Here is a 14,208-nt window from a genome sequence, read left to right as displayed (position 1 = left end):
CTTTGCCTCACGCGGAAACGACGAAGCCCGAGCCCCCTTCGCGGGAGCCCGGGCTTCTGGCGCTTCAGGTCCGAAGATGCGCGGCGGCTACTCCACCGTCACGCTCTTGGCCAGGTTGCGCGGCTGGTCCACGTCGTTCCCGCGCAGGTCCGCCACGTGGTAGGCGAGCAGCTGCAGGGGGATGGTGGCCACCACCGGCGCCAGCAGCGCGCAGGCCGCCGGAATCCGGATGACCTGGTCGGCCAGCGAGGCCACGTGCTCGTCGTCCTCGTCGATGATGGCAATCACCTTGCCACCGCGCGCGCGGACTTCCTCGATGTTGCCGATGATCTTCTCGTACGCGACGTGCGGCTGCTTCGGCGCGATGACCACCACCGGCATCTTCTCGTCGATGAGCGCGATGGGGCCGTGCTTCATCTCACCGCCCGCGTAGCCCTCCGCGTGGATGTACGAGATTTCCTTCAGCTTGAGCGCGCCCTCCAGCGCCACCGGGTGCATGGGGCCGCGGCCGAGGAAGAGGAAGTCCTGCGAGTCCATGTACTCACGCGACACGCGCGTCACGGCCGGCTCGCACTTGAGGACGTCCTCAATCATCTTCGGCACCTTCGTCAGCTGCGTCAGGTGCTCCTGTGCCGCCGGCACGGACAGGGTGCCACGCATGCGGCCCAGCTTGACGGCCAGCAGGTACAGGGCCACCAACTGCGTGGTGAACGCCTTGGTGGACGCCACGCCAATCTCCGGGCCCGCGTTGGTGAGCACGGAGAAGTCGGCCTCGCGCGTCATCGCGCTGCCAATGACGTTGCAGATGGCCATGGCCGTGGCGCCGCGGGCCTTGGCCTCCTTGAAGGCCGCCAGCGTGTCCGCCGTCTCGCCCGACTGGCTGATGGCGATGGCCAGATGCGTGCCGTCGACGATGGGGTCGCGGTAGCGGAACTCGCTCGCCAACTCCACCTCGACGGGCAGGCGCGCCAGCGACTCAATCATGTGCTTGCCCGCGACACCGGAGTGCCACGACGTGCCGCACGCGAGGATGGTGATCTTGGTCAGCGAGCGGACCTTCTCCGCCGACAGGTTCCAGCCCTCGAAGTGGACATCGCCTTCCGACAGGAGCATCCGGCCGCGCAGCGTGTCCGCGACGGCGCGGGGCTGCTCCCAGATTTCCTTGTGCATGAAGTGCTTGTGGCCGCCCTTCTCCGCCATCATCGGCGTCCAGTCGATGCGGCGGGTGGGCCGGTTCACCTTCTGGCCCTGGCGGTTGAAGATGTCCACGGCCGCCGCGGTGATGACGGCCAGGTCACCCTCTTCCATGTAGACGAAGTCGCGCGTGTGCTCGAGCAGCGCCGGCACGTCGCTGGCCAGGAAGTTCTGACCCTGGCCCAGGCCCAGCACCATGGGCGAGGCGTCCTTGGTGCAGACGATGCGGCTGGGGTCGCTGGCCGTCAGCACGGCCAACGCGTAGGTGCCCTTCACCTGGGCAATGGCCGCACGCACCGCGTCCGGCAGCTCCAGGCCGCGCTCCAGCTCTTCGGAGATGAGGTGCGCGAACACCTCCGAGTCCGTCTCCGAGGAGAAGACGTGCCCACGCGAGCGCAGCTGCACCTTGAGCGCCAGGTGGTTCTCGATGATGCCGTTGTGCACCACCGCCACGTCCTTGTACGTGTGCGGGTGCGCGTTCTCATCGGAGGGCCGCCCGTGGGTCGCCCAGCGGGTGTGCCCGATGCCGATGTTGCCCGGCGGCTGGTCCGCCACCACCCGGTTCTCCAGGTTGCGGAGCTTGCCCGTGGCCCGCACGACGTTGAGCTTGCGCTGATTCAGCACCGCAACGCCCGCCGAGTCATAGCCACGGTATTCGAGCCGCTTCAGGCCCGACACCAGGATGGGGGCTGATTCCTTGTCACCGACGTAACCAACAATCCCGCACATAGTTGCACCTCTCTCTCACGCCCACGCCCGCCGGAGCAATCCGCGGGATTCCCCTACATCCCTGCCGGGCAGCGCTCTGCCTGGTACCCAAGCAAGAGCCGCGCCGCCTATCCCGCCCGCGCTTTCGCCTGCCGCGCCTTCTTGGTGGCCACCCAGCCCTCCTTGGTCACCTGTGGCGTCCGGGACACAGCGAGGCTCCCAGGAGGCACATTTTTCGTCACCGTGGTGCCCGCGCCGACATACGAGCCGTCGCCAACCTTCACGGGCGCGACGAGCTGCGTGTCGGAGCCGATGAACACCCCATCACCCAGCTCAGTGAGGTGCTTGTTCACCCCGTCATAGTTACAGGTGATGGTGCCCGCCCCCACGTTGCACCCGGAACCAATGACAGCGTCCCCCAGGTACGTGAGGTGGTTGGCCTTCGAACCTTTTCCGATGCGGGCCTTCTTCGTCTCCACGAAGTTGCCAAGATGCACGTCCTCGGCCAGCTCCGTCCCGGGGCGCAGCCGCGAGAAGGGGCCAATGACGTTGCGCTCCCCCACCCGGGCCTCTTCCAGCACGGAGTAAGGCTTGATGATGGTGCCGTCCGCCACGGTGGAGGCATGCAGCACGCTGCCCTGGCCAATGGTGCAGCCCTTGCCCACCACGGTGCCGGCGGCCAGCGTGACGGAGGGACCGATTTCGGTGTCGGGCCCCACGGTGACGCCTTCCTCGATGTAGGCGGTGGTGGGGTCCTGCAGCGAGACGCCGGCGCGCATGTGCGCTTCGTTGATGCGCTGCTGCAGCACGCGCGCGCGGGCGGCCAGCTCCACCCGGTCATTCACGCCAGCCGTCTCCGTGGCGTCCGCCTCCACCGAGCCCACCGGGCCCCGCTTCGCGGCCATCTCCACCAGGTCGGTGAGGTAGTACTCGCCCTGGGCGTTCTGCGGCTTGATTTCAGCCAGCGCCTTCCAGAGGAAGTCCGCGTCCACGGAGTAGATGCCGGCGTTGCACTCGCGCACCGCTCGCTGCTCCGGGGTGCAGTCCTTGTGCTCCACGATGCGCGTCACCTTGCCACCCTCGCGGATGACCCGGCCGTAGCCCGTGGGGTCCTCCAGGGTGGTGGACACCATGGCCAGCTTGCCGCCCGCCTGGTCATGGGCGGCCAACAGCGCCTCCAGCGTCTCGCGGCGCAGCAGCGGCACATCGCCGTAAAGAATGAGGACCCGTCCGGAGTACCCCTTCAGGGCCTCCTCGGCGGAGCGCACCGCGTCCGCCGTCCCGCGCTGCTCGCGCTGGAGCGCGAAGCGTAGGGGGGCATCCGGGAAGAGGCCTCGGACGGTCTTCTCCACCGCTTCCGCCTGGTGGCCCACCACGGGGACCACCGACGTGGCGCCCAGTTCAAGGGCCCGCTTGAGGGGATAGGCGCAAATGGGCCGACCGAGGATGGGGTGAAGGACCTTCGCCTTCTCCGACTTCATCCGCGTGCCCTTGCCCGCGCACAGCACCACCGCCGCCAGAACGCTCATGCGGCGGAGAATTAGGGACAGCCAATCGAGTCGTCAACCGCGCGCGGATCAGAAGGCGGGACGGTGTCCACCGGCCGTGCCTTCGCACTGACCGAGACGCACAGGGTGTTGCGCTGAATCGTGATGCCGAAGCTGGGCTTCAAGAAGACCGTCACCTCGGCCGCGGTAGGCGCGGCGCCAGGTAGGGCCTTTTTCTCGGGTATGGCTGGCGTGCTCATACGCTCCCCCGGACGCGATTCATGATGGGACCAGGATGCACGCCACCGGAGAACAATCCAAGAGGAAAAATGTTGTCAGGCTGAAATCCTGGTCCTGACCACACGGTTCGTGCATACCGGGACACATGTAGTCCGTCTGGTCCCCTGGCGTCGCCGGACTGGAGGGTAGGCTTTTGTCGCCCGGGTAACACACCACCCAGGACGAAAGCCAGCGATGGACTGTTCAGACAGCGCGAGGAGGGCTGAACCCGTGAAGGACACGAGCTTCCGCGGTGCGGTGCTGAAGCGAGGGCTGCTGGCCGCGGTGATGATGGTGGCGTGTGTGGCGCAGGCGGCGCGGCCCTACCGGGGTGGCGCGGTGGCCACGGCCTACCCGCAGGCGAGCGCGGCGGCGTTGGAGATGCTGGAGAAGGGCGGCAACGCCACGGACGCGGCGGTGGCGGCGGCCTTCGTGGCGGCGGTGGTGGGTCCCTACCACTCCGGCATTGGCGGCGGCGGCTTCGCGCTGGTGCACGACGCCAAGAGCGGCGACACGAAGGTGCTGGATTTCCGCGAGGTGGCTCCCAAGGCGGCCACGCGCGACATGTACGTGAAGGACGGCAAGGTGGTGCCGGGCCTGTCCACGGACGGCGCGCTGAGCGTGGCGGTGCCGGGCGCCGTCGCGGGCTACCTGGAGTTGCTCAAGGCGCACGGGAAGCTGAAGCCGGCGGTGGTGCTAGCGCCGGCCATCGCGGCGGCGCGCAAGGGCATGTGGGTGACGCCGCGCTACCGCACCATGGCGGAGGGCCGGCTGGCCTGTCTGAGCCGGGACGCGGAGGCCTCACGCGTGTTCCTGGTGAAGAACGCGCAGGGGCAGTGGGAAGCCCCGCCCGTGGGGCACGTCATCCGCCAGCCCGACCTGGCGCGCACGCTGTCCTCCGTCGCGAAGGGAGGCGCCAAGGCCTTCTATGCGGGGCCGGTGGCGAAGGCCATCGCCACGTCGGTCCAGGCTGGCGGCGGCATCCTCACCCAGGAGGACCTCGCGGCCTATAAGACGCGGAGCGCCATGCCCCTGGAGGGCACGTACCGCGGCCACCGCATCCTCACCATGCCGCCGCCGAGCGCGGGGGGCGTGGCCGTCATCCAGGTGCTGACCGCGATGGAGCAACTGCGTCCCCAGGGGGTGACGTTCCGCGACGCGGAGGCGCTGCACCTCTACGCGGAAGCCGTGCGGCGGGCCTATGTGGACCGCGCGAAGTACCTGGGGGACCCGGCCTTCGTGGACGTGCCCCTGGCGCGGCTGGTGTCGCCCGGCCACGTCGCGGACCTGGCGGGCTCCATCGACCCGAAGAAGGCCACGCCCAGCGCGTCGCTGCTGGCGCCGAAGGAAGGCGTGCGGGGCTCCACGCTGACGGACGAGCCCACCACCCTGACGCCCGAGCCGGAGAAGAAGAACACCACGCACATCTCCGTCATCGACAAGGACGGCAACGCGGTGGCGATGACGACCACGGTGAACTACGGCTTCGGCTCGTGCGTGGTGGCCACGGGCACTGGCGTGCTGCTCAACGATGAGATGGATGACTTCGCCGCGCAGCCGGGCGTGCCCAACGCGTACGGACTGGTGACGGGCGAGCCCAACGCGATTGCGCCGGGCAAGGTGCCGCTGTCCTCCATGTCCCCCACGCTGGTGTTCTCCAAGGAAGACCCCCGCCGCGTCATGCTCGCGGTGGGCAGCCCTGGCGGCTCCACCATCCCCACCACCGTCATCCAGGTCATCAGCAACGTGGTGGACCACGGCATGGACGTGGCGCGCGCGGTGAACGAAGGCCGCGTGCATCACCAGTACCTGCCCGACGAGCTGTGGGTGGACAAGTGGGGCCTGGAGCCGGCGACGCTGTCCGTGCTGGAGGCCAAGGGCCACAAGGTGCGCCGCGTGGAGCAGTGGGGCGACGCGGAGGCCGTCTACAGCGACCCGAAGACGGGGCTGCGCTTCTCCGCGAGCGACCCGCGCAACGAGGGCGCCGCCCTGGGACAGGACTGAGCAGTGCCCACCCCACCGCCCATCTTCGACGCCCACCTCCACCCGGAGAGCCTGAGCGACCAGGATCTGGAGTCCATGCGCTTCTTCGGCGTGGAGCGGGCGCTGGTGGTGGCGCACCACTTCCCGGAGCCCACGTCCAAGGCGCTGCTGCGGCACTTCGATGACCTGGTGGAGCGCCAGCTTCCCCGGCTGGAGCGCCTGGGCATCCGCGCCTACGCGGCCCTGGGCGTCCACCCGCGCTGCATCCCCCGGCGCGGCTTGAGCGAGGTGCTGTCCGCGCTGCCCGACTACTTCCAGGGCGGGCGCGTGGTGGCACTGGGCGAGACGGGCCTGCACACGGGCGGCGAGGAGGAAGAAGAAGCCTTCCTGGAGCAGCTCGCGCTGGCCCGCAGCCTCAAGCTGCGCGTGGTGGTGCACACCCCCACCACGGACAAGGAGCGTCACACGCGGCGCATCCTCACGCTCCTGCGGCAGTCGGGCCTGCTGCCCTCGCGCGCGCTGGTGGACCACGCCAACGCCCGGACGGTGCGCACCATCCTGGAGGTGGGCCACTGGGCCGGGCTGACGCTGCACCCCGAGGCGCTCAAGGCCGAGCGCGCGGTGGTGCTGGTGCGGCGGCTGGGCAGTAAGCGGCTGATGCTCAACTCCGACGCGGGCGACGGCGCCGGGGACATCCTCGGCCTGGCGCGCGCCGCCAACCTGCTGGCCAAGGCCAGCCTGTCCCAGCGCATCGTCCGCCGCATCACCCACGAGAACGCCGCCCGCTTCTTCCAGGTGGGCAACTGACGCTCGCGCGACGCAGCACCGCCACCGTGGCCAGCGCCCGTTGACCCGGGTCCGCCATCCTCCGTGGCGGAATCTTTCGATGAAACGGCGCGCTCTTCGTCATTCCCATCGGGAGCACGCAGCGGAAATAGGCCGGTCCCCCGCACGTTGCCCCATCACCCGCGCTGGGAGTGGCACTTGCATCGCTTGGTCGTCTTCGTCGTCAGCCTCGCGCTCGCGGGCTGCGCTGGCCTGTCCTCCGCTCAGCGCCCTGCGTCATCCACCGAAACGCCGGTGCATTGCGCGCCGCGCGCCCTGGAGCCTGACGCGGGCCGCCAACTGACCGCCACATCCGGGCGCTTCCTGGCGACCTGCCTGTGCGACGTGCAACGGGCCTCGGCGCGCATCGACGCCTTGCTGTCACTGCCCGAGCCCCGGAACGTGGAGGCGGCCCTCACCGCCTACGACGACGCCATCGCGTTGCTGGATGATGCCAACGGCCGCGCGGGCATCGGTGCCAACACCCACCCGGACGCCGCGTTCCGCGCGGCGGCGGCGCGCTGCGGCCAGGCCGCGGATGGCATGCGCACGGACGTGTCGCTCAACCCCCACGTCTACGCGGCCCTCGCCGCGTTGGACCTGCGCGGACAGGACACCGCCACCCAGCGCTGGGTGGACCTGGTGCTGCGAAACTTCCGGCGCGCGGGGGTGAATCGGGACGCGGCCACCCGCGCGCGGCTGCGCGAGCTGAACGATGCGCTCACGCGGCTGGGCCAGACGTTCAGCCAGCACATCCGCGAAGACGTCCGGCACGTGGACGTGGCCCCCGAAGCGCTGGAGGGCCTCCCCGACGACTACCTCCGGGACCATCCGCCGGGACCCGACGGCCGGGTGCGCATCACCACCGACGCCTCCGACGCCCTGCCCGTCCTGACGTACGCGCGCGACAGCAGCGCCCGCGAGGCGCTCTGGCGCGCGAGCCAGCAGCGCGGCCATCCCCGCAACCTGGAGACGCTGTCACGCCTGCTCCAGACGCGTCACGACCTGGCCACGCTCCTGGGCTATCCGAGCTGGGCCGCCTACGCGTCCGAGGACAAGATGGTCCGGCACCAGCACGTGGCCGAGGACTTCATCGAACAGCTCGCCACCGCCACCACCACGCGCGTGCAGGACGACTACGCCGCGCTGCTGGAGCGCAAGCGGCGCGACGTGCCCGGCGCGTCCCGCGTGGAGCCGTGGGAGCAGACATACCTCAAGGAACAGGTGCGCGCGGAGCGCTACCACTTCGACTCGCGCGAGCTGCGGCCCTACTTCGAATACACGCGGGTGAAGCAGGGCGTGCTGGACATCACCTCGCGGCTCTTCGGGCTCACCTACCGCCGCGTCCGGGATGCGCAGGTGTGGCACCCAGACATCGAGGCCTGGGACATCTACGAGGGCCCCACGCGCCTGGGGCGCTTCTACCTGGACATGCACCCGCGCCCGAACAAGTACGCCCATCCGGCGCAGTGGGACCTGGCCACCGGCCGCGCGGGGAGGACGCTTCCCGAGGGCGTGCTGACGGGCAACTTCCCGCGTCCCGGCGCCCACCCCGCGCTGCTCCAGCACTCCCAGGTGCAGACGTTCTTCCACGAGTTCGGCCACCTGCTGCACCACGTCCTCGGCGGCCGGGCGCGCTGGGCCGGCCTGTCCGGCTCGCGCACGGAGCGCGACTTCGTGGAGGCCCCCGCCCAGGTGCTGGAGGAGTGGGCCTGGCGCCCGGAGTCACTCCAGACGTTCGCCCGGCACGTCGTCACCGGCGAGCCGCTGCCCACGGAGACCATCCTCCGGATGCGGCGCGCGGACGCCTTCGGCAAGGGACTGTGGCTGCGCCAACAGCTCTTCTACGCGGCCGTCAGCCTCCAGCTCCACGCGAGCGACCCCGCCGGCGTGGACACCACCGCGCGGGTGAAGGCGCTCCAGGAGCGCTACATGCCCTTCCCCCCACTGGACGACACTTACCCCCATCTCTCCTTCGTCCAGCTCGACGGATACTACTCCTCCGCGTACTACGCCTACCTCTGGTCGCTCGTCATCGCCCGGGACCTGCTCACACCCTTCCTGGAGCACAGGCTGATGGACGCCTCCACCGCCCAGCGCTACCGGGACACCGTGCTGGGTCCGGGCGGCTCTCGCGACGCGGCGGACCTGGTCCGGTCATTCCTGGGCAGGGACTACGGCTTCGAGGCGTATACCCGTTGGCTGGACGACGCCTGACGCTGCTCGTCAGGGCCTGTAAAAACCAAGGGCCCCGCGATGTGAATCGCGAGGCCCCTTGTGTTGTGAATCCGTCAACCCGTTGACACTCCGCTCACGCGGAGGCAGCGCTCAGTGCACCGAGGGTGCGGCCACCGTCTGCTCGGGCTGCAGGGTGATGCCCTGGGAGCCCGCATCGAAACGGACCTGCACGGGGACGCCCTGATAGCGGTACTGGGCCAGGGAGTCAGCCGCCTCGTCGAGCTGGCGCTGATAGCGCTCCTCGAGCTCCACGGCGATCAGCAGCATCGTCTCGCCCGCGTCCTCGACGCCCGGGCGGTACACCTGGCACCGCTGGAACCGCGCCCAGCGACCGTTCTCCATCTTCACCAGCTCGCCGTCGTAAGCCATGCGCAGCTCCTCTGCCGTAAATCCAACGGAATCCAATGTAGGGCCGGATTAACTCCGTGTCATCCCCCCACTTGAAAATTCGTCAAAACCCTAGAAGTCCAAGGGGTTACAAGCACAAATGGCAGGCATCCAGGCGAGGAGCCAGGGGCAACTGCTCAAAAATGTAAATTGAGCGGGCCGTCAACGTGGTTAAGGCCGGCCTCGCGGGGCGGTGGCACGGGAGCAGTGCGTCACCTATGCTTTGGGGGAGATGAAGCTGCCCGGGCTGTTTCGCAAAGAGCGCACCACCATCCAGGCCGCCGACGCGCAGGACCATGCCGAGCGGCTCCTCGCCGAGTCGCTGCGCATGCTGGGTCAGGTCTGCGCCAAGGTCGCCGACGCCATCGAGGCGCAGCGGCTGTCCCGCCAGGGGTACCCGCACAACACCTACCTGCGACGGACCGACGGGGACGAGGACGACACCGTCAAGAAGGCGTAGACGGGTGGCTCGCCATGGCCACCGACTCCGACGCTGACGTGCCCGTCCCTTGTCTGGCCTCCGCGCCCACGTGGCGGGATTCCGGCATCCGCATGCCCATGCCCGCCCTCCAGGACACGGAGGGCCCTCGCCTGCCCAAAGGACTGCCTCCCGTGGTGGACGCGCACGTCCACCTCTTCCCGGACCGGGTGTTCGAGGCGGTGTGGCGCTGGTTCGACCAGTACGGCTGGCCCATCCGCTACAAGCTGCACACGCGGCAGGTCGTGTCCTTCCTCCTGTCGCGGGGGGTCCACCGGGTGGTGGCGCTGCATTACGCCCACCGGCCAGGCATGGCCCGCGCGCTCAACGCCTACGTGGCGGAGGTGGCCCGGGAAGAGCCTCGTGTGCTGGGGCTCGCCACCGTGCTCCCGGGCGAACCCGATGCCACGGCCGTGTTGGAAGAGGCGTTCGACGCGGGCCTGCGTGGGGTGAAGATTCATTGCCACGTCCAATGTTTCTCCCCTGACGCGCCGCACCTTCACGAGGTGTATGCCGCGTGCGCGAAGGCGGGCCGTCCGCTCGTCATGCACGCGGGACGGGAGCCCTCCAGTCCCCACTACAACTGCGACACCTACGCGCTCTGCGCCGCGGAGCGGGTGGAGCGTGTGCTGAAGGACCATCCCACGCTGAAGCTGTGCGTGCCCCACCTGGGCGCGGACGAGTTCGACGCCTATGCGCGGCTGCTCGAGCGGCACGACAACCTCTGGCTGGACACCACCATGGCCCTGGCCGGCTACTTCCCCGTTCCCATCCCCCGCCGCGCGCTGGAGGTCCGGCCCGAGCGCATCCTCTACGGCACGGACTTTCCCAACATCCCCTATGCGTGGGACCGTGAGCTGCGGACGATGCTGGGGATGAAGTTGGATGACGCGGTACTCGCGGGCATCCTGGGGCAGAATGCGCTCCAGCTTTACGGAGCGTGAGCCCCGTGGGCATCCGGCCCCGGATGCATGCCTCGTCCTCACGGGCCGTTCGCTGTTGAAAAGCATCGGGGCCCCTTCCGGAATGGAAGAGGAGTTCCCATCATCCTGCCCATAGAATTTCGCGGCGACACACCCAGCCGCAGCTTCCGAGGCCCTGCCATGTCCCACATCCTGGTCGTCGATGACGACGCGAGCCACCGCACGCTCATCTGCGATGCCCTCGAGGAAATGGGCTATCCCACGGTTCAAGCGGCCAACGGTCGTGAGGCGCTGGACCTGCTGGAGGGAGACATGCCCTCCGCCGTGCTGCTCGACTTGAGGATGCCAGTCATGAGCGGTTGGGGATTGCTCGACGCACTCAAGAAGATGCCCCGTGCGCGGGGTCTGCCCATCATCATCATCTCCGGCTACGGCTTCGAATGGGAGGCCGAGCTCGTGGGCGCCGCGGGCTACATCTCCAAGCCCGTGGACCTGGACAAGGTGCGGATGACGGTGCAGCAGATTGCCGGTCCGCCGGAGATGTCGTTCGTCCACTGAGACGGCACCGTAGGAGCCGGCGGGCATCCCCCTGTTGACGGGTGGGGATTGTCCCCTGGTGCCGGGCTCGGGTGAGATGGAGGGCATTCCATGACGCCCTCTCCCACTGATGACCTGGCGGTCGACGCCCGCGGACTGCAGAAGCGCTTTGGCGGCTTCAGCGCGCTCAACGGCCTGGACTTGCAGATTCCCCGCGGCGCCTTCTACGCGTACCTGGGCCCCAACGGGGCCGGGAAGTCCACCAGCATCGCCTTGCTGACGGGGGTGTACGGCCCCGACGCGGGCTCCATCCGGATGCTCGGGGTGGACGCGGTGGCCAGGCCCATGGAAGTGAAGCGCCGCGTCGGCGTGGTGCCGGAGGAGCTGAGCCTCTTCGAGCGGCTCACCGGCCGGCAGTACCTCACCTTCTGCGCGCGCATGTACGGGCTGGACGGCGACGAGGCCGCCGCGCGCGCCACCGAGCTGCTGGAGCTGACGGAGCTCACCTACAAGGCGGGCGCGCTGGTGGCGGAGTACTCCAAGGGCATGCGCCGGAGGCTCGCCATCGCCGCGGCGCTGATCCACGCGCCGGAGCTGGTGCTGCTGGACGAGCCCTTCGAAGGCATCGACGTGCTGGCCGCCGGTGTCATCCGCGAGCTCCTGCGCGAGCTGAGCCGGCGCGGGGTGACGCTGCTGCTCACCACGCACGTGCTGGAGATCGCCGAGCGGCTGGCCACGCACGCGGGCATCATCCGCGGCGGCCGCATGCTGGACCAGGGTCCGGTGGGCTCGCTGCTGTCGCGTTACGAGTGCCCGTCGTTGGAGGCGGTGTTCGAGAAGCTCATCTCCGTGCCGGCCTCGCGCAACGCGCGCCTGTCCTTCTACGGTGAGGCGCCCGCGTCCGTGACGCCGCTGCGCCAGGAGACCGCATGAGCCGCCCCGCCGTGCCCGGCTTCTTCCGGCACCTGTGGCTGCTGTGGGGGCTGCGCTTCGACATCGGGTTGAATCAGGGCCCCGGACGCAGCCGGATGCTCGCGGTGGCCGCCTTCGCTGCGTCGAGCGCGCCGGGCCTCTTCCTGGGCCTGACGTTCTTCGCGCTGATGCGGCTGCGGCCCATCGCGCAGAGCGACGTGTGGCCCTACTTCATCCTCAACCTGCTGTGCTTCGTCACCTTCTCGGTGTGGGTGACGTGGCCGCTGTTGTCCGCGGGCGTGGATGACCACTCCGAGCTGAGCCGCTACGCCGCCTTCCCCATCTCGCCCTTCCGGCTACTCATCGCATCGACGGTGGCCAGCCTCTTCGAGCCGCGCGCGCTCGTCTTCTACGCGCCGCTCACCGGGGCCGCGCTGGGCTTCGCCTCCGTCTACGTGCTGTACATGCCGTGGATGGCGGTGGTCCTCTACGTCCTCTTCGCGCTCCTGTGCGCGGCCTGGAGCCGGGTGGCGCTGTACGCCGTCATCAACGTGCTGCGGGCGAAGCACAGCGCGGAAATCATGGGCGGCGGGCTGGCGCTCTTCCTCCTGGCCGCGTCGTTCATCCCGCCCATCGACACCTCCTGGCTGACGGCGGTGGGCGAGGCGGGCGTGGACGCGCTGGACATGTCCCTCATCATCAACGCGGCGGTGGCGCTGGGCCGCGTGCCCCCGGGGCTCTTCGGAGACGCGCTGGCGCAGCTCGCCTGGCACCGGCCCCGGGTGGCCATGCTGGAGGCGGCGGCGCTGCTCTTCTTCGCGGGCGTGGGCATGGCGGTGGCCTACGCGCTGCTGATGCGCTTCCACCGGCAGGCGGGCCGCGCGGGGGGCTCGCGCAAGGACTCGGGGGACAGCAACCCGTTCGCCACCACGCGGACGCGCTACACCACGCTGGTGACGCGCGAGGCCCTGGACCTGTGGCGAAACCCGCGCGCGCGGCTGCTGGCATCGGTGCCATTCATCCTGGCCATCCTGCTGAAGCTGCTGTCCGGAAGGGACTTGTTCGTGTTCCTCCTGGGCGGCTCGGCGGATGCGTGGCTGATGGGGGGCCTGTGCATCTACGGCGCGGTGGTGATTGCGTCCACGTTCTCCCAGAACACCTTCGCGTATGACGGACAGGGCTTCGCGGCCTTCCTGGCGGCGCCCCTGGACCTGGCGGACGTGCTGCGCGCGAAGAATCAAGTGCAGGGCGCGGCGGCGCTCGGGATGGCGGCGATGGTGGCGCTCTTCTACCGGGTGTACTTCGGCTTCGGCACCGGGCTGGACATGCTGTGCGCCATGGCGGCCGTGGGAGCCGTGGTGCCCATGCTGCTGGCCGCGGGCAACTTCCTGTCGCTGTACTTCCCGGTGAAGTTCCACGCGAGCCTCAAGCGGCGGGACAAGGTTCCGCTGACGGCCTCCATGCTGGGCATCCTCGCGGCCAGCGCGGGCTGCATGCCCTTCGGCTGGGCGCTCAAGCTGGCGGGCAAGGAAGGCCCCACGTGGCACACGGCGGCGATGATTCTCCTGGCCGCCGCGTTGAACGTGGCGCTGTATCGCGGGGTGCTTCCCCTGGCGCTGCGGCTGCTGGAGCGGCGGCGTGAAGTGGTGCTCCAGGCGGTGACGCGGGAGTAGCGCGCGCGGCCTTCCCGGGGTGATAGACGGAGGGGCCATGCCCATCGCCGAGCTGAACGGACAGGGAATCTACTTCGAGGACTCCGGTGGAAACGGCCGGCCCATCATCCTGGGTCATGGCTTCCTGATGGACCACCGGATGTTCGACGCGCAGGTGGCGGCGCTGGCCCCCGAGTTCCGCGTCATCCGCTGGGATGCCCGCGGCTTCGGGCAGACGCGTTGGGACGGAAAGCCCTTCACGCCGTGGGACTCGGCCGCGGACTGCGTGGGCCTGCTGGACCACCTGGGCTCCGCTCGCTCATCGACCGGGACGACATCTCCGGGCGGCTGACGGAGATTCGCTGCCCCGCCATCGTCTTCCACGGGCTGGAGGACCACGGCATGCCTCCGGTCCACGGCGAGCACCTGCACCAGACGCTGCCCGGCAGCGTGCGCTTCGTCCCGGTTCCCGGCGCCGCGCACGCGGCGAACATGACGCACCCGGAAGACGTCAATCCGGCGCTGCTGGAGTTCCTGCGCGCCCACGCCTGACACGCGAAAGCCGCGGACGCCTCCAAGCGCGCCCGCGGCTTCCTGTCCCCCGC

The 14,208-nt window shown here is 69.4% G+C and carries 13 protein-coding genes; 10 read left to right on the top strand and 3 right to left on the bottom strand.

What is annotated here, in order from left to right; translation table 11 throughout:
• Window positions 1-87: 87 nt before the first annotated feature.
• A complete protein-coding gene (glmS, locus tag OZ403_RS06850) occupies window positions 88-1,923 on the bottom strand; it encodes a glutamine--fructose-6-phosphate transaminase (isomerizing) (RefSeq protein WP_140788393.1) in 1,836 nt (611 codons plus the stop codon).
• Window positions 1,924-2,030: 107 nt separating this feature from the next.
• Entirely contained in the window at window positions 2,031-3,443 is a 1,413-nt protein-coding gene (glmU, locus tag OZ403_RS06845) for a bifunctional UDP-N-acetylglucosamine diphosphorylase/glucosamine-1-phosphate N-acetyltransferase GlmU (protein WP_442929806.1), read from the bottom strand.
• 420 nt (window positions 3,444-3,863) lie between these two features.
• Here glmU and ggt point away from each other — a divergent pair, with 420 nt between their 5' ends.
• From ggt to OZ403_RS06830, 3 genes are all read left to right on the top strand, one after another.
• Window positions 3,864-5,672, top strand: a complete 1,809-nt coding sequence (gene ggt / locus OZ403_RS06840; protein WP_268783743.1) for a gamma-glutamyltransferase — start codon at window positions 3,864-3,866, stop codon at window positions 5,670-5,672.
• Between the two features lie 3 nt (window positions 5,673-5,675).
• On the top strand, window positions 5,676-6,458 hold the full coding sequence (locus OZ403_RS06835; protein ID WP_268783742.1) for a TatD family hydrolase: 783 nt from the start codon (window positions 5,676-5,678) through the stop codon (window positions 6,456-6,458).
• A 177-nt stretch (window positions 6,459-6,635) separates the two neighbouring features.
• Complete coding sequence (locus OZ403_RS06830) at window positions 6,636-8,693, top strand: M3 family metallopeptidase (protein ID WP_268783741.1); 2,058 nt, start codon at window positions 6,636-6,638, stop codon at window positions 8,691-8,693.
• A 111-nt stretch (window positions 8,694-8,804) separates the two neighbouring features.
• Here the strand turns inward: OZ403_RS06830 and OZ403_RS06825 are convergent, their stop codons facing one another.
• Window positions 8,805-9,083 carry a hypothetical protein gene (locus OZ403_RS06825; protein ID WP_140788381.1) on the bottom strand — a complete coding sequence of 93 codons (279 nt, stop codon included), beginning with the start codon at window positions 9,081-9,083 and terminating at the stop codon, window positions 8,805-8,807.
• 250 nt (window positions 9,084-9,333) lie between these two features.
• Here OZ403_RS06825 and OZ403_RS06820 point away from each other — a divergent pair, with 250 nt between their 5' ends.
• The 7 genes from OZ403_RS06820 (at window position 9,334) to OZ403_RS06790 (ending at window position 14,155) form a co-directional block, all read left to right on the top strand.
• A complete protein-coding gene (locus OZ403_RS06820) occupies window positions 9,334-9,561 on the top strand; it encodes a hypothetical protein (RefSeq protein WP_140796366.1) in 228 nt (75 codons plus the stop codon).
• Window positions 9,562-9,575: 14 nt separating this feature from the next.
• Entirely contained in the window at window positions 9,576-10,523 is a 948-nt protein-coding gene (locus OZ403_RS06815) for an amidohydrolase family protein (RefSeq protein ID WP_140788379.1), read from the top strand.
• A gap of 159 nt (window positions 10,524-10,682) precedes the next feature.
• Window positions 10,683-11,060, top strand: a complete 378-nt coding sequence (locus tag OZ403_RS06810) for a response regulator (RefSeq protein WP_140788377.1) — start codon at window positions 10,683-10,685, stop codon at window positions 11,058-11,060.
• 90 nt (window positions 11,061-11,150) lie between these two features.
• Window positions 11,151-11,972, top strand: a complete 822-nt coding sequence (locus tag OZ403_RS06805) for an ABC transporter ATP-binding protein (protein WP_140788375.1) — start codon at window positions 11,151-11,153, stop codon at window positions 11,970-11,972.
• Window positions 11,969-13,624: a hypothetical protein gene (locus OZ403_RS06800; RefSeq protein ID WP_140788373.1), complete on the top strand. Its 1,656-nt coding sequence runs from the start codon at window positions 11,969-11,971 to the stop codon at window positions 13,622-13,624. Before OZ403_RS06805 ends, OZ403_RS06800 begins: the two co-directional genes overlap by 4 nt.
• 37 nt (window positions 13,625-13,661) lie before the next feature.
• Complete coding sequence (locus OZ403_RS06795; protein WP_268783740.1) at window positions 13,662-13,955, top strand: alpha/beta fold hydrolase; 294 nt, start codon at window positions 13,662-13,664, stop codon at window positions 13,953-13,955.
• Between the two features lie 50 nt (window positions 13,956-14,005).
• Entirely contained in the window at window positions 14,006-14,155 is a 150-nt protein-coding gene (locus tag OZ403_RS06790; protein ID WP_268783739.1) for an alpha/beta fold hydrolase, read from the top strand.
• Window positions 14,156-14,208: the final 53 nt, after the last annotated feature.

The sequence above is a fragment of the Myxococcus sp. NMCA1 genome, from assembly GCF_026810205.1.
In the GTDB taxonomy this organism is placed as follows: Bacteria; Myxococcota; Myxococcia; order Myxococcales; family Myxococcaceae; genus Myxococcus; species Myxococcus xanthus_A.
Note: the sequence above shows the minus strand (reverse complement) of the source record. Positions and strands in the feature narration are given on the sequence as shown.

Excerpts from the sequence above, each read along its gene's own strand:
- glmS (WP_140788393.1), bottom strand. The coding sequence starts at position 1,923 with ATGTGCGGGATTGTTGGTTACGTCGGTGACAAGGAATCAGCCCCCATC.
- ggt (WP_268783743.1), top strand. The coding sequence starts at position 3,864 with ATGGACTGTTCAGACAGCGCGAGGAGGGCTGAACCCGTGAAGGACACG.
- OZ403_RS06825 (WP_140788381.1), bottom strand. The coding sequence starts at position 9,083 with ATGGCTTACGACGGCGAGCTGGTGAAGATGGAGAACGGTCGCTGGGCG.
- OZ403_RS06820 (WP_140796366.1), top strand. The coding sequence starts at position 9,334 with ATGAAGCTGCCCGGGCTGTTTCGCAAAGAGCGCACCACCATCCAGGCC.
- OZ403_RS06815 (WP_140788379.1), top strand. The coding sequence starts at position 9,576 with ATGGCCACCGACTCCGACGCTGACGTGCCCGTCCCTTGTCTGGCCTCC.
- OZ403_RS06810 (WP_140788377.1), top strand. The coding sequence starts at position 10,683 with ATGTCCCACATCCTGGTCGTCGATGACGACGCGAGCCACCGCACGCTC.
- OZ403_RS06805 (WP_140788375.1), top strand. The coding sequence starts at position 11,151 with ATGACGCCCTCTCCCACTGATGACCTGGCGGTCGACGCCCGCGGACTG.
- OZ403_RS06800 (WP_140788373.1), top strand. The coding sequence starts at position 11,969 with ATGAGCCGCCCCGCCGTGCCCGGCTTCTTCCGGCACCTGTGGCTGCTG.
- OZ403_RS06795 (WP_268783740.1), top strand. The coding sequence starts at position 13,662 with ATGCCCATCGCCGAGCTGAACGGACAGGGAATCTACTTCGAGGACTCC.
- OZ403_RS06790 (WP_268783739.1), top strand. The coding sequence starts at position 14,006 with ATGCCTCCGGTCCACGGCGAGCACCTGCACCAGACGCTGCCCGGCAGC.